17 protein-coding genes and 1 pseudogene are annotated in these 17,199 nt (G+C 45.5%); 11 read left to right on the top strand and 7 right to left on the bottom strand.

What is annotated here, in order from left to right:
- Nucleotides 1-121: 121 nt before the first annotated feature.
- Nucleotides 122-1,030, bottom strand: coding sequence for a DNA-binding transcriptional regulator HcaR (gene hcaR, locus CWI32_RS03710; RefSeq protein WP_005172878.1), 909 nt, complete (start codon nucleotides 1,028-1,030; stop codon nucleotides 122-124).
- Nucleotides 1,031-1,310: 280 nt separating this feature from the next.
- On the opposite strand from hcaR, the gene hcaE reads away from it, so the two are divergent.
- From hcaE to CWI32_RS03670, 8 genes are all read left to right on the top strand, one after another.
- Nucleotides 1,311-2,678 carry a 3-phenylpropionate/cinnamic acid dioxygenase subunit alpha gene (gene hcaE / locus CWI32_RS03705; protein ID WP_005095430.1) on the top strand — a complete coding sequence of 456 codons (1,368 nt, stop codon included), beginning with the start codon at nucleotides 1,311-1,313 and terminating at the stop codon, nucleotides 2,676-2,678.
- The gene (hcaF, locus tag CWI32_RS03700; protein WP_005095432.1) at nucleotides 2,675-3,193 is read left to right on the top strand and encodes a 3-phenylpropionate/cinnamic acid dioxygenase subunit beta; all 519 of its coding nucleotides are present in this window, start codon (nucleotides 2,675-2,677) and stop codon (nucleotides 3,191-3,193) included. Before hcaE ends, hcaF begins: the two co-directional genes overlap by 4 nt.
- A complete protein-coding gene (gene hcaC, locus CWI32_RS03695; RefSeq protein WP_005095433.1) occupies nucleotides 3,193-3,519 on the top strand; it encodes a 3-phenylpropionate/cinnamic acid dioxygenase ferredoxin subunit in 327 nt (108 codons plus the stop codon). Before hcaF ends, hcaC begins: the two co-directional genes overlap by 1 nt.
- 2 nt (nucleotides 3,520-3,521) lie before the next feature.
- On the top strand, nucleotides 3,522-4,337 hold the full coding sequence (hcaB, locus tag CWI32_RS03690) for a 3-phenylpropionate-dihydrodiol/cinnamic acid-dihydrodiol dehydrogenase (protein ID WP_005095434.1): 816 nt from the start codon (nucleotides 3,522-3,524) through the stop codon (nucleotides 4,335-4,337).
- Between the two features lie 115 nt (nucleotides 4,338-4,452).
- Complete coding sequence (locus CWI32_RS03685; RefSeq protein ID WP_100534658.1) at nucleotides 4,453-5,418, top strand: 3-carboxyethylcatechol 2,3-dioxygenase; 966 nt, start codon at nucleotides 4,453-4,455, stop codon at nucleotides 5,416-5,418.
- Between the two features lie 5 nt (nucleotides 5,419-5,423).
- Nucleotides 5,424-6,650, top strand: coding sequence for a 3-phenylpropionate/cinnamic acid dioxygenase ferredoxin--NAD(+) reductase subunit (hcaD, locus tag CWI32_RS03680; RefSeq protein WP_100534657.1), 1,227 nt, complete (start codon nucleotides 5,424-5,426; stop codon nucleotides 6,648-6,650).
- A gap of 311 nt (nucleotides 6,651-6,961) precedes the next feature.
- Nucleotides 6,962-7,870, top strand: coding sequence for a DMT family transporter (locus CWI32_RS03675; protein ID WP_100534656.1), 909 nt, complete (start codon nucleotides 6,962-6,964; stop codon nucleotides 7,868-7,870).
- Between the two features lie 499 nt (nucleotides 7,871-8,369).
- Nucleotides 8,370-9,425, top strand: a complete 1,056-nt coding sequence (locus CWI32_RS03670; RefSeq protein ID WP_005095443.1) for an MBL fold metallo-hydrolase — start codon at nucleotides 8,370-8,372, stop codon at nucleotides 9,423-9,425.
- 54 nt (nucleotides 9,426-9,479) lie between these two features.
- Here the strand turns inward: CWI32_RS03670 and CWI32_RS15490 are convergent.
- The 3 genes and pseudogenes from CWI32_RS15490 to CWI32_RS03655 form a co-directional block, all read right to left on the bottom strand.
- Nucleotides 9,480-9,680 (bottom strand): annotated as a pseudogene (locus tag CWI32_RS15490) (DoxX-like family protein); the annotation flags it as partial.
- On the bottom strand, nucleotides 9,670-10,113 hold the full coding sequence (locus tag CWI32_RS03660; protein WP_100534655.1) for a thiol-disulfide oxidoreductase DCC family protein: 444 nt from the start codon (nucleotides 10,111-10,113) through the stop codon (nucleotides 9,670-9,672). The gene CWI32_RS03660 and the pseudogene CWI32_RS15490, both read right to left, overlap by 11 nt.
- Before the next feature lie 96 nt (nucleotides 10,114-10,209).
- A complete protein-coding gene (locus CWI32_RS03655; protein WP_100534654.1) occupies nucleotides 10,210-11,730 on the bottom strand; it encodes a catalase in 1,521 nt (506 codons plus the stop codon).
- Between the two features lie 643 nt (nucleotides 11,731-12,373).
- On the opposite strand from CWI32_RS03655, the gene CWI32_RS03645 reads away from it, so the two are divergent.
- Complete coding sequence (locus CWI32_RS03645; RefSeq protein WP_005095450.1) at nucleotides 12,374-12,553, top strand: DUF7230 family protein; 180 nt, start codon at nucleotides 12,374-12,376, stop codon at nucleotides 12,551-12,553.
- On the opposite strand, the gene CWI32_RS03640 is transcribed toward CWI32_RS03645, so the two are convergent.
- The 3 genes from CWI32_RS03640 to CWI32_RS03630 form a co-directional block, all read right to left on the bottom strand.
- Nucleotides 12,550-13,038, bottom strand: a complete 489-nt coding sequence (locus CWI32_RS03640) for a hypothetical protein (RefSeq protein WP_100534653.1) — start codon at nucleotides 13,036-13,038, stop codon at nucleotides 12,550-12,552. The genes CWI32_RS03645 and CWI32_RS03640 overlap by 4 nt on opposite strands.
- Nucleotides 13,039-13,079: 41 nt before the next feature.
- Complete coding sequence (gene ptsP / locus CWI32_RS03635) at nucleotides 13,080-15,377, bottom strand: phosphoenolpyruvate--protein phosphotransferase (protein WP_074383977.1); 2,298 nt, start codon at nucleotides 15,375-15,377, stop codon at nucleotides 13,080-13,082.
- 88 nt (nucleotides 15,378-15,465) lie between these two features.
- Nucleotides 15,466-15,948: an RNA pyrophosphohydrolase gene (locus tag CWI32_RS03630; protein WP_005095455.1), complete on the bottom strand. Its 483-nt coding sequence runs from the start codon at nucleotides 15,946-15,948 to the stop codon at nucleotides 15,466-15,468.
- Between the two features lie 182 nt (nucleotides 15,949-16,130).
- Between CWI32_RS03630 and CWI32_RS03625 the strand changes: the two genes are divergently transcribed.
- Complete coding sequence (locus tag CWI32_RS03625) at nucleotides 16,131-16,781, top strand: HAD family hydrolase (RefSeq protein WP_005095456.1); 651 nt, start codon at nucleotides 16,131-16,133, stop codon at nucleotides 16,779-16,781.
- Nucleotides 16,782-16,950: 169 nt separating this feature from the next.
- Nucleotides 16,951-17,199 (top strand): DUF2789 family protein, encoded by a 249-nt coding sequence (locus tag CWI32_RS03620; RefSeq protein WP_005095458.1) that lies wholly within the window; start codon nucleotides 16,951-16,953, stop codon nucleotides 17,197-17,199.

Raw genomic sequence — 17,199 nt, 5'->3', positions numbered from 1 at the left:
GATTGATCCTTTATCAAAAAATAGAATTTAAAATAAATTTTTTAGCAAAAAATGATAAAACAAAAAAGCACATGCCACTCAAAAGTTGAATGGCATATGCTTGATCGGAGATGGAGCGGGATTAGTCCTGTTCGTCGCGGTTAATGTCCAGATAAAACACCCGGGTTAATAGCTCAAGGAATTTGGTTACCGCATAGGATTTGTTGTTTTTGTGGTAACTGACATACAGATCCAGATATGGCAGTTCCACGTCCAGAGGGCGAATTACGGTATTGTCCATGGTCAGCGGTACAATATAGCCCGGTAATATGGTGCAGCCCAAGCCGATACCAATCGAGTTGATATTGAACAGGATATTATCCGCTTTCTGTACGATGTTGAGCTCAACGTTATTGGCTTTGGCAAAGTCCAGAATGGCATGATGCAAAGTATGTGACTGCTCTGCTGATGGAATAATAAAATCAATACCATTCAATGCTTTAACTGGAATTCTCTCGTATTTTGCCAGAGGGTGATCTTTAGGTAATATAAAAATCAAAGGCTCACGAATTACAAACTGGCTTTCAATTTCATCACTATTGAAGTTATGACGGGTAAAAGTCAGATCCAGATCACCTTTTTTCAACAGACGCATTTGTTCATTATTGTTCAGGCTGAGCAATTCAATTTTTAAATCCGGATTTTGCACACGCAGATTTGGCAAGATATACGGGAAGATTTTCATCTCGGCCACCGGAACAAAACCAATCCGTAGCATTTGCTGCTTGGCTTGTGACACCTGACGTGCCATGGCAACGGCCTTGTCTGCTTGTGCCAGGGTCAGGCGCGCCTGTTCCAGAAATACGGCACCTTCTTCGGTCAGCTCCACTTTACGTTTGGTTCGGTTGAGTAGCTTGACGCCGACATCTTCTTCCAGGTCTTTGATTTGCTGGCTAAGTGAGGGTTGAGCCGTATAAAGTTTAAGTGCTGCCTTACTAAAGTTCAGTTCTTCAGCAACGGTGATAAAGTAGCGAAGGTGTCGTAATTCCATGTCATCAGCCCGAAGAGTAATCCAAAAAATGTCTTACTATAATTTCATAGAAGTATAATCTATAAACAACTATGTCGTGAAGGTTATTTTGATATTTAGAAAGTAAATACTCTTGAGATATTTATTAATGTTTTAATATCAGAACAAGCACGTGGAATAATTGCTTAAAGCTATTAATTGAAACAAAAAAAATATTTCCCCAAAATCAATCCAAAATCCATTATCCATTCGAATTGAGTCTATTTACTTTGTGCCTTGATGGGTCACAGGAGAGCTTTTCATGAGTGGAAAAATTGATGTGCGTGAAATCGACGCTTTAGTCGATGCACAAAATGGGCGTATCACTCCATCTATCTATACAGATCCAGATATTTACGAATTAGAACTTGAACGCGTTTTTGGCCGTACTTGGTTGTTCCTTTGTCATGAAAGCCAGATTCCAAAGGCGGGTGACTTCTTCAATACCTATATGGGTGAAGATCCGATCATCGTGGCACGTCAAAAAGATGGCTCAATCAAAGCATTCTTAAACCAGTGCCGTCACCGCTCTATGCGTGTGAGTTTCGCAGACTGTGGTAATACCCGTGCATTCACTTGCCCATACCACGGCTGGTCTTATGGCATTGACGGTTCTTTAAAAGACATTCCGCTTGAAGAACGTGCTTACCCACAAGGTGCATGTAAAGAGCAATGGGGCTTGGTCGAAGTGAATCGTGTCAAGTCTTACAAAGGTCTGGTATTCGCTTGTTGGGATGAAACCACACCTGATCTTGAAGAATACATGGGCGATATCGCCTGGTATCTAGATGGTGTACTTGACCGTCGTCCAGGTGGTACAGAAATTATCGGTGGTGTACACAAATGGGAAATCGAGTGTAACTGGAAATTTGCAGCGGAACAGTTTGCATCTGACCAATATCATGCCTTGTTCTCTCATGCATCTGCGATCCAAGTCCTTGGCGCAAAACCAGATGATGAAGCATCGAAAAAACTTGGTGCTGCACAAACGGCTCGTCCAGTCTGGGAAACGGCTAAAGATGCACTTCAGTACGGTTCACGTGGTCACGGTTCAGGCTTCTTCTTTACAGAAAAACCAGATGCAAACGTATGGGTCGACGGTGAAGTAGCCAACTACTTCCGCGAAACTTATGAAGAAGTAAAAGAGCGTTTAGGTGAAGTCCGTGCCCTGCGTCTTGCAGGTCATAACACCATGTTCCCGACCTTGTCTTGGTTGAACGGTACGGCAACGCTTCGTGTATGGCACCCACGTGGTCCAAACAAAACTGAAGTATGGGCATTCTGTATTGCGGATGCTGAAGCATCGCAAGAAGTCAAAGAAGCATTTGAACGTTCTGCAACGCGTGCTTTCGGTCCTGCTGGTTTCCTAGAGCAAGATGACTCTGAAAACTGGATCGAAATCCAAAAAGTTTTACGTGGTTATAAAGCGCGTCAAAACAAACTCATTATGGAAATGGGTAAAGGCAACGAGAAAATCCGTGAAGATGGTATTCCGGGGATCACCAACTATATTTTCTCTGAAACTGCAGCACGTGGCATGTACCGCCGCTGGGCAGATTTATTGATCCATGAAAAATGGGAAGACGTTGAAGCAGCAGCTGACGCATACGAGAAGGAGCTTATGAAATGAGTCAAGTGAGTTTAGAACTTCATCATCAAATCAGTCAGTTCCTGTATCGCGAAGCAAAATTGCTGGACGACTGGAAATTCCGCGATTGGTTGGATACCTTGGCTGAAGATATTTCTTATACGCTACGTACCACACCAAACGCGCAAACCCGTGACCGTCGCCGTTCAGTTGAGCCACCGACGACTTGGGTATTCAACGATACCAAAGACCTTTTAGAGCGTCGTGTCGCACGTCTTGAAACCGGTATGGCTTGGGCTGAAGAGCCTCCATCACGTACCACTCACATGGTGAGCAACGTGATCGTAGAGCCAGCTGAAGTTGAAGGCGAATACGACGTATATGTAACCTATTTGCTATATCGTACGCAAAAAGAGAAAGACATTGTCATTTACTGCGGTAAACGCCATGACAAGATCCGTAAAGTTGAAGGCGGCCTCGGCTTCCAGATCTTCAACCGTAAGATCATGCTGGATCAAGCGACCTATAGCTCACATAACCTGAGTGTATTCTTCTAATGAATAAGATTTTTGTTTGCCAAGTTGACGAATTAGACGAAGGCGAAGCGCTAAAAGTAGATTGCGGCGTGAATGGTATTGATGCATTGGCAGTATTCAATAACGGTGGTGAGTTCTTCGCAATGAACGACCGCTGTTCACACGGCAATGCGTCTATGTCTGAAGGTTATCTTGAAGACGACGGTACAGTGGAATGTCCACTTCATGCTGCACGTTTTTGTTTGAAAACCGGCGAAGCACTTTGCTTGCCGGCAACTGATCCAATTCAAACATTCCCGGTAGTGGTTGAAGACGGCGCATTATATGTAGAGATGGCAGGAGAGTAATCATGGGTTGGCTACAAGGCGAAGTTGCACTTATTACCGGTGGTGGTTCAGGCTTAGGCTGGGCGCTAGTGGAACGTTTCCTGGAAGAGGGTGCACAAGTTGCCGTTCTTCAACGTTCAAAAGCAAAAGTGGAGGCATTAAACGAACACTTTGGCGGTAAAGTTCTTGCGATTGAAGGCGATGTAGCCAGCTATGCAGACAACGTTCGTGCAGTGAATGCCACTGTAGAGCGTTTCGGCAAACTCGACTGTTTCGTCGGCAATGCCGGGATCTGGGATCATTATGCCGATATCGTCAATACCTCTGGTGAGCAGCTGGAAAAAGCCTTTGACGAGATTATGGGGATTAATACCAAGTCACTCATTCTCGGTGCGAAGGCTGCACTGGATGCATTGATCGCTTCTGAAGGTTCTATCATATTTACTTTGTCTAATTCGGCACTGTACTCCGCTGGCGGAGGCCCTGTATATACTGCATCTAAGCATGCAGGAGTGGGTATTATGAAAGAATTGGCCTATGAGCTTGCGCCTAAAGTACGAGTGAATGCGGTTGCACCGTCAGGTATGAATGTGAATATCAAAGGCGCAGCGTCGCTCGGTCAGGAAAATGTTGGCCTGCTCGATGCACGTGATCCTGAGAAAATTGCACGTGGTATGCCATTGAATTTCTTGCCTGAACCGGAAGATATGACAGGTTCATACGTACTCTTGGCATCTCGTCAAAATAACCGTCCTTTGACTGGCGTTCTGATCAATGCAGAATGCGGTCTGGGAATTCGTGGCTTACGTCAGCCCCGTGCCGGTTTCTTTGACGAATAAAAATCTGCTTTTAAAAATCTCCCCTTACCCCTCTTTATAAAAGAGGGGGAAAGAATCTCCCTCCTTTTAAAGGAAGGATGGGGGAGGATTTAAGTCTTCCTTTTTGGAGTCTCTCATGGCCGTTAAACTTATTTGTGCATCGCACAGTCCTTTAATGGAATTTGCTTCACCACAGGAAAAGCGTAAAGAACAAGCCGTTCGTGATGCTTTTGAAAAACTCTCTGCTGAAGTAAAAGCTTACGACCCAACCCTGATTATCACCTTTGGTCCTGACCATTTTAATGGTTTCTTCTATGACCTGATGCCAAGTTTCTGTGTCGGTATTCGTGCCAAAGCTGCGGGTGACTGGGATTATGGTAAAGACAATGATCACATTGATGTACCTGAAGACAAAGCATTAGGTTTGGTTCGACGTGTACTCGATGAAGGTGTCGACGTTGCATATTCTTACCGTATGCAGGCGGATCATGGGGTGACTCAGCCATTGCACTTCCTGTGTGACGGCAAACTCGATCGTTATCCAACGATTCCAATTTTTATTAATGGCGCTGCAGCACCGATGCCAACCACCAAGCGTACCCTTGCTTTGGGCCGTGCTGTAGGTCAGTTTATTAAATCTTTAAACCTTGAAAATGAGCGTGTCCTTGTTTTAGGTACAGGTGGTCTGTCGCATGATCCACCCACACCGCAAATGGGTTCGGTTCCACCACCAGTAGAAGAATTCCTGATAGCAGGTCGTAATCCAACGCCTGAAGCACGTGAAGCGCGTCAGGGCAAAGTCATTGCAGTCGGTCAGAAACTGGCAGCAGGCGATACTTCGGTTGCAGTTCCTTTGAATGCTGAATGGGATCGTGCACTGCTTGAAACCTTCAAGAACGCTGATTTTGCGACCTTAGAAGCCATGACAGAAGATGAAATTCGTCGTGACGGCGGTCGTGGTGGTCAGGAAGTCCGTTCCTGGATGGCGGCATTTGCAGCCTTAAGCGAAATGGGCGAATACGACATGACAACACACTGCTATGAAGATATCAGTGAATGGATTGCGGGCTTCGGCATCGTATCTGCAGAGTTAAAAGGTTAATTGACATGAGCAACATCGAAACCATCGTAATTGTAGGGGCTGGCCAGGCAGGTGCAAGCGCGATTTTAGAACTTCGTGGCAACAAGTACGCAGGTAAAATCATTCTGATTGGTGATGAAACGCATCTTCCTTATGAGCGTCCGCCACTGTCGAAAGATGTGATTCTAAAACCTGAGGACACCAAGATTGAAATTCTGTCAGCAGAAAAACTGGCTGATCTTGGCGTGACCACCATTCGTGGCAATGGCGTGACTCAAATCAACGCGACCGCGAAAACGGTTGAACTTCAAAATGGTGATGTTGTTGCTTATGATAAATTGCTTCTCGCAACAGGCGGTGCCGCGCGCCGTCTGCCAAACTTCGATGCTTTGGGCAAACATGTTTATACGCTTCGTAACCTTGAAGATTCACAAGCCTTGGTTCCTGTATTGCAAGCAGGTCAACGTATTCTGCTGATCGGTGGCGGTGTGATCGGTCTTGAACTGGCATCCTCTGCGCGTTACAAAGACTGTCAGGTGACTGTGCTTGAGCAGGGACCAATGGTAATGGGTCGTTGTTCACCGCGTATTTTAAGTGAATTTCTGCTTGAACAACATCGTCTGGCAGGCGTAGATGTTCGCTTAAATACTCAAGTTGCAGCTTGCCGTTTAGATGGTGAAGAAATTGTGGTGACTTTAGCTGATGGCGAAGAGTTACGTGCTGATGCTGTGGTTTATGGAATCGGAATTGTGCCAAACGCACAGCTTGCCATTGCAGCCGGTTTAGATGCTGATCTTGCGATCAAGGTCAATGAAAATTGCCAGACTTCAAATGCCGATATTTATGCAGCAGGCGATGTCGCGACACAACTTCGTGAAGACGGCGAATTCCGCCGTGTCGAGACTTGGGAAAATGCCAATCTTCAGGCAGGCATTTTTGCGCGTCATGTCATGGGTGTCGAACATCCAAAAGCCAATCCGGCCTGGTTCTGGACCGATCAGCTCAATATCAACTTCCAGTTTGTCGGTGATATGGCAGCGACCCAATGGCTGGTTCGTGGTGACATGGATGCAGCCAAAGGCGCAGACAATTCATTCGTGATGTATGGTGTGACCGATGGTCAAATCGTTGCCGGTATTACCGTGAATGCGGCCAAAGAAATGCGTCATCTGAAAAAAATGATCAGCAAGAATACGGCTTTTGAAGCTGAAAAACATTTGGATCTGACACAAGACTTACGCAAAATTGCTTAAGTTGTATTGAGATATCTTGGAACAGACCTATGTTTTGCATAGGTCTGTTTTTTTATGTTGATCGAATACTCTCTATATGATCACTACCTCAAGTTTCAGTTTTGGTTTGTATTACTTTGCGTAGGTAATGCCTCACTTTTGATAGATGAGCCATACATGGCGCAAGGTGACAAAAATCTTTTTCTAAACTGAGGATATGTCCATATATCCCAGTTTAGCGGCGGCATCCATGCCGCAATCAGTATTGTCGATTGTGGATTTGAACGAGAAGTTAGTTCAACTCTTTCTGATTAACTTTAATTGAGTCTTTTATGAATTCAAATTCATCTCCCATGCTGGTGACGGCAAGTATTTATGCTTTACTGGTGCTGATTTGGGCCGCAACGCCTTTGGCGATTGTCTGGAGCGTGGCCGAGATTCACCCGATGTGGGTACTGATCATTCGCTATTTTGGCGCATCGATTATTGCGCTATTCCTGCTAAAAATCATGCGTGATCCTTTGCCTTTTGACAGCACCTCAATGAAAAGCTATCTGGCCGGCAGTCTGAATTTAATCGGTGCACAGCTGTTTATTTATTTGGCAGCCAATTATCTGACCTCAGGTCTGATGGCCCTGATTTTTGGTTTTTCGCCGCTGATTGCCGGTCTGATCGGGCATGTGATCTTAAAAACTCATCAGTTAGTGTGGCTGCAATGGTCGGGTATGGCTGTTGCCATTGCCGGGCTGAGTTTTGTATTTTTAGATTCGGCAGACAGCAAGGTGAATCCTTGGGGTGTGGTGCTGATGCTGATCAGTATGGTGTCCTATATCAGTTCAATCTTCTGGGTCAAACAGATCAACGCACCTTTAAGCCCAATGTCACAAGCGACAGGTTCACTGCTGCTATCAGCAGCCGGTTCACTGCTCTTGATTCCATTTATCTGGCAGCATATGCCGACCCAGTTGCCTGGCACACAGGCGCTGATCGGGTTTGTATTTACCATGATCATGTCCTCGATTGTGGCGATGCTGTGTTATTTCTGGCTGATTCGGCGTTTAAATGCTTCAACAGTATCTTTGAGTAATGTCATGACGCCAGTCATCGCACTGGTACTTGGTGCGACTCTGAATCATGAAATCATCAGCAGTCATGCCTTTGCAGGAATTGCCGTGGTGATGTTCGGCATCATTATGTACTTTTGGAAAGAGTGGCGTGAGCAATACTTTTCCAAGCGCTAAATCTGTAGCAAATCAAAAGGGCGAAAGCCCTTTTTTATGCTTTAAATTTTTTAGATGAAAGAAGTCTATGGCTATATCCGTTCACAAGAGTTTAAGCAAGTTTATTTAGCAGATTGGCCAAATGTTAAAAATAGTAGATTTCATCGTCCGCACTCTCAATCGTTGCATAACTCAGGCATGCACGATCAAATCAGCACATTATGAGGATAAAATTTTGGCTGAAATCAGCAGAGTAGGGCTTGGTATGATTTTGTATTCTTTAAAAAACTGCATGCATCATGTCTTTCTCGATAGTACCCCTAGTCCGGCCAGCCAGCAGGCTATCAGAGCGCTATTTTTTTGCTAAAATAACAAAAACATACATGATTGTCTGTGATGGATTTCATACTATACTCAAGTGCGCCTGTTTTTAGTTTGTATGCTCATTAAAAGATGCGTCGCCTGACCATTTCAAGCGGTTGCTGTCTTGCATATAGCGAATAATAAATAGTGGATGTTTATGCAAGATCTTCTCAAAACTAAAAAATTTCAGTTAACCACGGAGTCCAGCTGGAAACATCTCTGGTCTAAGCCGGTATTTGAGTATCTGCATTCAGATCATTTCAATGGACAACAGTTTCGTAATCTCGAGCATCCTGCTCGGGCGCACAGTCGTTTTGACTTATATAAATGGCTCATTACCCGAAAATCCAAAACTTGGAATATCAATCTCGATGCAGAACGTGCCGAGTTTTTTGCGCGACCGCGTGCATTGCCACAGCAGCGTCCCGATGCGCCTTTAGATGACTGGCAAATCTGGTTTATTGGTCACGCCACTGTGCTCATTCAAATCGGGCCTTATAATTTCCTGACCGATCCGGTCTGGGCTGAATATGCCAGTCCTTCTGCATCCACTGGCCCGCAGCGGGTCATTCCTGCCGGTATTGCGCTAGATGAACTACCACATATTGATGCTGTGCTGCTCAGCCATAACCACTATGATCATATGGATCTGGCCACGCTAGAATGGTTGCATAGCACATTTGAAATGCCAATTTATACCGGACTGGGCAATGCCTGGTATTTGCCAAAGCACTATACGGTGCATGAGATGGACTGGTGGGAAAATGCATTTTTTGAAGAAATCCGCATTGTCTATACGCCGGCACAGCATGCCTCGGGGCGCGGTATGCGTGATCAGAATTGTGCTTTGTGGGGTGGCTTTTCCTTATTGCATGGTCAGGAACATTGTTTCTTTGCCGGAGATAGTGGTTATGCCTCGCATTTTAAAGAGGTTCGCAAGCGTCTGGGTGCGCCCCGAATTGCCTTGCTGCCCATCGGTGCCTATGAGCCGCGTGCACTGATGCGTGCGATTCATATGAATCCGGAAGATGCATTTCATGCACATCAGGACTTGCAGGCCAAATGCTCACTGGCGATTCATTACCGTACGTTCCAGCTTACTGATGAAGATCGGGATGCGCCAGAGCATGAATTGCATGAAATTATCAAACATTCTTCCAAGCTGATTAATCCGTTTTACTGCGTACATGAAGGCAAACGGATTATTGTCTAATGGCTTCACGCTGTTCTTGCTTGATGAGTTGAATGGCAAGCACAGAAAGCATCAGCCAAACAGCATTTCACCTATGCCAGAAAATCCAACCAAGACTTTGGCCAGTACCCGCTCAAAGCCCAGGTTTTGCCAGATTGTGATTTCAGCAGGGGACTGAAACAGTATTTTTGGAATCAGTCCTTGATAGAATCAGCGCATTGCCAAGCTTAGCTGAATGGTGCGAAGCGCTTGGGTGAAAACGGGCTCAGAATTCACGAATAGCATTTTCCAGAAAATGGTGTTTATTTTCGCTAGATGGAATCAGGCAATAATCAGTTTTACCAAATCGCTGATAGCGCTTTAAAGCAATCCCACGATACAGAAAGTCGCGGATAAAACGCGGCACTAAATAGCCTGTACTCATTAAATTCAACGGAAAACCGAGATGCTGCATGACTTTTAACAGGGCAGTGGATTCGGTATAAAGTGTGCCAGCTTGGATGACGAGCATCATGCTGTAATGTGCAGTGGACATCTGGTAATGCTCGAGCAGGGCAACACCTAAAGGGGATTGGGCAGAGACCAGTTTAAACTGTATCTTGTTATCGTATTGAATCAAAAATCGTGCCCAGCCATTACAGATCACACAAACAGCATCAAATAAAATGATGTCGTGTTGTTGAATGATGTCTTCAATATCTTTGCTCATCGTTATATTTTTTCTAGTGACGTATTATTTGTATACTGCTTGATATCACACTAAAAAACCACCCGAGGGTGGTTTTTTATATATCGCTAAGGCAGCTTAAAGCAAGCTGGCTAAGCCTTTGGCTGGATCGGTTTCACGAGCAGCCTGTGCATCTGCCACTGTCATGCCGAGTGCTTGTGCTACGCCTTCGCCATAGGCCGGATCGCAACTATAACAATTGCGGATGTGACGGTATTTAATGAAATCTAGTGCATCACCCATCGCGCCAGCCGTGTTATTAAACAAGGCCTGCTTTTGTTCATCATTCATCAGGTTGAACAGGGCACGTGGCTGGCTGAAGTAATCGTTATCATCTTCACGGAAATCCCAGAAATCGGCAGCACCGGTGATTTTTAGTGGTGGCTCTCTGAATTCCGGTTGCTCCTGCCATTGGCTGAAACTGTTCGGCTCATAATGTGGCAAGGAACCGTAGTTGCCATCCATACGACCCTGACCATCACGACGGTTAGAATTGACCGGACAGCGTGCAGCATTGACCGGAACCTGTGAGTGATTCACGCCGACACGGTAACGCGCGGCATCGGCATAGTTAAATAAACGTGCTTGTAACATCCGGTCCGGCGAGTAGCTGATGCCCGGTACCAGATTGCTGGGTGCAAAAGCCGCCTGTTCCACATCCTGGAAATAGTTTTCCGGATTGCGGTTCAGTTCGAATTCACCGACTTCAATCAGCGGATAATCACCTTTCGGCCAGACTTTGGTCAGGTCAAATGGATGATAAGGAACGCTTTCAGCTTCCAGTTCCGGCATCACCTGGACATACATTTTCCATTTTGGATAATCACCACGTTCGATGGCATCAAACAGGTCAGTCTGGCTGCTTTCACGGTCTTTAGCGATTAATGCTTCAGCTTCAGCATCGGTGAGGTTCTGGATGCCTTGCTGGGTACGCATATGGAATTTCACCCAGAAGCGTTCATTATTGGCATTGATAAAGCTAAAGGTATGGCTGCCAAAACCATGCATGTGACGATAACCGTCTGGAATACCACGATCCGACATGACAATGGTCACCTGATGCAAGGCTTCAGGCAGCAGCGTCCAGAAATCCCAGTTATTGGTGGCACTGCGCTTGTTGGTTTTCGGGTCGCGTTTAACGGCTTTGTTCAGATCTGGAAACTTGCGCGCATCCCGCAGGAAAAATACCGGGGTGTTATTGCCGACCAGATCCCAGTTGCCTTCTTCAGTATAGAATTTCAGGGCAAAACCACGGATATCACGTTCTGCATCGGCCGCACCACGTTCACCTGCGACGGTCGAGAAACGCGCAAACATGTCGGTTTTCTTGCCCACTTCCGAGAAAATTTTTGCGCGGGTATATTGGGTAATATCGTTGGTCACGGTAAAGGTTCCAAAAGCACCTGAACCTTTGGCGTGCATACGACGCTCTGGAATCACTTCACGGACAAAGTTGGCCAGTTTTTCATTCAGCCATAAATCCTGAGCGAGTAAAGGTCCACGCGCACCTGCCGTCATACTGTTCTGGTTGTCGACCACAGGCGCACCCGCTTCAGTGGTCAGGTGGGTAACAGGGCATTTTTTAAAATCTTGGCTCATTTTTCCTCTCCAAGTTTTGAATATCTTGTAGCGTTTATCCAGTATTTATAAAATATTGAGTTATCTGCGAAGGGCATCAGGTTTTACTCTATTTTCAATATCTTGATATAAATACTGTTAGCGCACAAAGTGGAATTCACAGGATATAATTGAGTGATGTCACTCAAAAAATATTTTTAAAGTTAATAAAGTCTAAAATATTGAAAATTAAATGGTTACTTTTTAAAAGTAGCCGGTTTTCTACTCTTTGACAATATCAAATTCTCTATATTTTAGATAACTCAAATAATGAATCGGATTAAACGAAAATAACAATCTTTAAGTCCCTTATATGTTTTTATCAAAGGATCAAACTAATAGATGAATCGTGCTGTTTCAAATAAATCTTATAACTGATTTATTTTAAATGCTTTTTTTGATCAGGTTTTGTCTGTGTGAAAAACATCATGAAATGCTGAATGTAATCAGCATGTTTTCCGGCCATAGCGCTCATTTTTGTAATACAGAATATCCTGCTTAAATGGTCTTTATTTTTAAAAAAAGCATTGGCAAATATGCTTGAAAATTGTCCAAAATGGCGTATCATTATTTTCCCACTCGCGTGGAAACTCACTAAAATCTAGTTAAAAGGCGAAAGTACAACATGGCCAAGAAGAAAACAGTCGAGCATGTGGTGATCCATAATTTTGTGGCAAAACACATGCATGAAGTCAACAAAAGTCAGGTTTTTGTAGACCGAAAGAAAAATGCAAAACGTGGCTACAACAAGCACAGACAAGGGCGATATTCCATGGAAGATCGCCCTTTTTTAATGGCAGCTTAAGATCTGTAAGGTGGTTGAGGATGACGCGTTGGCTGTTTGGGGTTGGTTCCAAGTGGAGAGAGCGGGGCAACGGGGCGGTTGCTACGATTTTGTGTATTTTGAGTGGAGCGCCGCGATGAATTTGTTGGCTCATCTCGTATAAAATCATTAAATAATTGATTCAGTCTTCCCTGATTTGGCTGTCCATAATGTGCAGGGTGAGGTTCAGTTCTGGCCTGCTGAAAACTGGCAAATTGATCTTTTTGCTGACGATAGAGTTTGGCCGCTATCACAGAGGGATCATTTCGGCCTAAACGCCGTTGCTGGGATGCTGAAATTTCAATGCCCAATAGAGGGGACATTTTAGGCCGATCGGCATAGCCGCTGGCAGGACGTGTATAAGATGAGCCGGAATAATCCGCATTTTTCCGGGCCCGCAAGGCAGGTGCAATAATAACAATATAGAACACCGCAATGAGCATGAACAGGATAACCAGAAATTCCATAACCACCTCTACACTCGTCGAGGGACTGGAAAAGTCCCGGATTAGGCACTCACCATACGCGTGGCTGATTTCACCATATCACCCAAACCATGGGTTCTGAAATAATATTCCAGCCAGCTTTTTACCATCAGTGGATTGTCCATTTTTAACACATGCTGTAGCAATTCCTGTGCATCACTCATCGGCACGTGACAAATGGTTTTACGTACCTTCAGGATATTACTCGAACTCATCGACAGGGTATTAAAGCCCATGGCCATGAGCAAAACCGCAGACAGCGGATCACCTGCCATTTCACCGCAGATACTGACCGGTTTTTCATTACGATGACAGTCCTGCACCAGACGGGTCAGGGCACGCAGTACGGCAGGATGTAAATGTGAATAGACATTGGCAACCCGCGGATTATTGCGATCGACCGCCAAAAGATATTGAGTCAAATCGTTAGAGCCAACCGAGAAGAAATCGACCAGTTCGGAAAACTCATCAATCTGATGCAGCACACTCGGCACTTCTACCATGATGCCAAGTTTTGGCTTGTTCACTTTGACCTGCTCTTCTTCCTGAATCGCCGCATGATCACGTTCCAGTAAATAGAGTGCTTCTTCAACCTCACTGACACTGGTCACCATCGGCAACAGAATATGCAGGTTATTCAGTCCGATACTGGCTTTAAGCATGGCGCGAATTTGTGAAGAAAAAATTTCCGGATGATCCAGGGTAAAACGAATGCCACGCCAGCCCAGTGCCGAATTTTCTTCTTCAATTGAAAAATACGGCAGGTCTTTGTCTGCCCCAATGTCCAGGGTACGCATCACTACCGGTTTATTGGCAAAATGAGTGAGTTGCTGGCGATAAATCGCGCGCTGTTCTTCTTCGCCCGGGAAGCGGTCGCGTAGCATAAATGGAATTTCAGAACGGTATAAACCAACGCCTTTGGCACCACGTTGCACGCCACGGACCACATCGATCATCAGGCCGGTGTTGACGTACAGTTTTACCGCTACCCCATCCGGGGTAATCGCATCTTTGGTTTCGTACTGACGCAGATCTTTGGCGATCTGTTCTTCTTCTTTTTGAATTTCTTTATAGCGACTGCGCAAACGCCGTGGCGGATTGATGAAGACCCGGCCTTGATGCGCATCAACGATCATTTCTACATCATCCAGGGTATTAATTGGCAGTTCAGTCACACCGACCACAGTCGGAATGCCGAGGGCACGTGCCACAATTACCATATGCGAGTTCATGGCACCTTCAGTGGTGACAATCGCAGCAATTTTATCCACTGGCAGTTCAACCAGAGCTGCAGTGGAAATCTCTTCCCCTATCAGAATACTCTCATCGGTCAGCTCACGATGACTGGCATCAGCTTCCTGTAAACGCGCCAGAATACGGCGGCCCAAGTCTTTTAAGTCTGCCACCCGTTCACGTAAATAATCATCCTGCATCTGGGCAAACTGTGCCACATGACTATCAATCACGATGCGCACTGCACCCTGTGCCCAATGGCCTTCGCGAATGAGCGCCTTGATTTCTGCCGGCAGGGCATTTTCATCCAGCATCCGCAAGAATACGCTAAAGAGGGCGCGTTCTTCGGCCATCAGCGCATCCTGCATCTTGTCATCGAGCGACTGGATTTCTTCACGGACGGAGTTGAGGGCGCTGTCTAATAATTGTAGTTCTTCGCTGATGTCATCGGCTTCACGATCGGGAACGGCGGCCAGATCTGCTGGCGGGTAGAGAATCACGGCCCGGCCCAGGGCAATCCCGCCTGAACCGGACACCCCCTGAAAGGTTTTATAGGCAGGCAGGTTACTTGGCTTGCGGAAGACATCAATATTGCCCACCGCATGGGCATGGGCAATTACGCCAGAGAGCTGCGCGCACAGTGTGACCAGAAATGATTCGGCGGCTTCAGAGAAATCCTGAGATTCTTTATTCTGAACCACCAGCACACCCATCACCTTACGGCGGTACATCACCGGGACGCCCAGAAAAGAGTTATACAGCTCTTCACCGGTTTCAGGCAGGAACAGGAAGCGTTCATGTTTGGGTGCATTGTCCAGATTGACAATTTCTTCACGCTGGCCGACCAGACCCACCAAACCTTCGCCAGTCTGTAACGATACGTGACCTACGGACTCAGCCTTCAGGCCCTTGGAAGCCATCAGCAGATAACGCTGGTTACGTTCATCCAGAAGGTAAATAGAGCAGACATCGACATGCATGGCGTCCGCGACATGCTTGACCATGATATCGAGGGATTCATGCAAACTGGCAGATGCATTGATCTCTTGAACAATACGTCTCAACGTGTCCAGTTGCATATTCGACATAAGGTCTGCTCCGTCTATTCAGAATTTCAGTGATACGTTTATTTATAACAATAGCCGACCAAAAAATCTGCATGATTTATGCGATTTTTTAAGGTTTTTGCTGGGGCAGCTGCTGACACAACTCCACCAGGGCTTTGCGATAAACATCACGTTTGAAATTCACGACTTGACCTAATGGATACCAGTAACTGACCCATTGCCATTGATCAAATTCCGGCGGATCAGACAGATTCAACTGAATATGCTGAACGGGGGCCGTAAGTTTGAGTAAAAACCACTTTTGTTTTTGACCGATGCACACCGGATCGGAGTCCGGTCGTATGTATCGATGCGGCAAACGATAGCGCAACCAGCCTTTGGTTTGCGCGATGATCTGGACGTGTTCGGGCAATAAGCCAACTTCTTCTCTCAGCTCACGATAGAGTGCCTGCTCAGGGGTTTCTCCATATTGGATACCTCCTTGTGGAAATTGCCATGCATTATGACCAATGCGTTTTGCCCATAAAACTTGTCCAGCATCGTTTGCCAAAATGATCCCGACATTTGGTCGGAAACCCTCAGAGTCGATCATTTGGCTACCTAAAAATTGTTTAATTTATACCTTTGCCATCGGGGAGCGTTATTTCTTTATCCAACTCGAAAAAAGCAAAGTTTAAAAATGTTAAAATTGCTATGATCTTAACGAATTTCTATCGACTAGCGGAGATAGATTTACAATTTTTTTCTTAAATTTCAGTTTTTACGAGTATTTTCATGAAATTGGCGCTATTTGATCTCGATCACACCTTGTTAAACACGGATTCGGATCATTCTTGGGGAGAGTTTCTGGTCAGCGAGGGTCTGGTCGATCCGGTGCAGCATCGTGCCATGAATGACAAGTTCTATGACGACTATAAAAAAGGTCAGTTAGACCCCTATGCCTATAATGAATTTGTGTTCCAGTTTCTGACTCAACATGAGCATGCTTATTTAACCGAGTTGCACCAGCTGTTTATGCAAAAGGTGATTCGCCCGCAAATGCGTCCAGAAGGTTTTAAGGCCATTCAACGGCATAAAGACGCCGGTCATGCTCTGGTCGGGATTACCGCGACTTCGGATTTTATTACTGCACCAATTTTTCGTGAATTCGGCATTACTGAAATTATTGCCACCAATGCTGAAGTACTCGATGGCAAATATACCGGAAAAGTGATCAATACCGCGTGTTATCAACAAGGCAAGCTGGTGCGTCTGGAACAGTGGCTGCAAGGTCGCGATGTGACCGAGTCTTGGGCCTATTCAGATTCGATTAATGACCGTTTCTTGCTGGAATATGCCGATCATGCCATTGCAGTGAATCCGGATGACCGCCTTGAAGTTTTAGCCAAAGCGCAGGGCTGGAATATACAGGACTGGTCGATTTAACTGATTGCATTTTATCCATCTGATTGATCCAGCACAACTTCGGTTGTGCTTTTTTATCTGCCCGAATTCAATATAAGTGTTAATGTTTTTTCACAGTCCGCTTGCCTCGGACATGTTATGCTCAAAAAACAGGACATGAAAATAATGGAAAAGTTTGAGGTGTAATGCTATGACTCACGTTCGACCGCGTATGACACATCTGTTTCAGCAGCTTGGCTTGGATGCCACTCAGGAAGGCATTGAAAAGTTTATTCACGAACATCAACTGCATAAAGATCTGACTTTGCTCGATGCACCGTACTGGTCAGAAGCACAACGTCAGTTTTTAACCGAAAAAATTGCATCTGATGGTTCATGGGCCATTGTGGTGGATCAACTCAATGAATCCCTGCATGAAAACTCAACCAGTGAAGGATGA

It is taken from the genome of Acinetobacter pseudolwoffii, assembly GCF_002803605.1.
GTDB lineage: Bacteria > Pseudomonadota > Gammaproteobacteria > Pseudomonadales > Moraxellaceae > Acinetobacter > Acinetobacter pseudolwoffii.
This window is presented reverse-complemented; position numbering and strand designations above follow the sequence as displayed.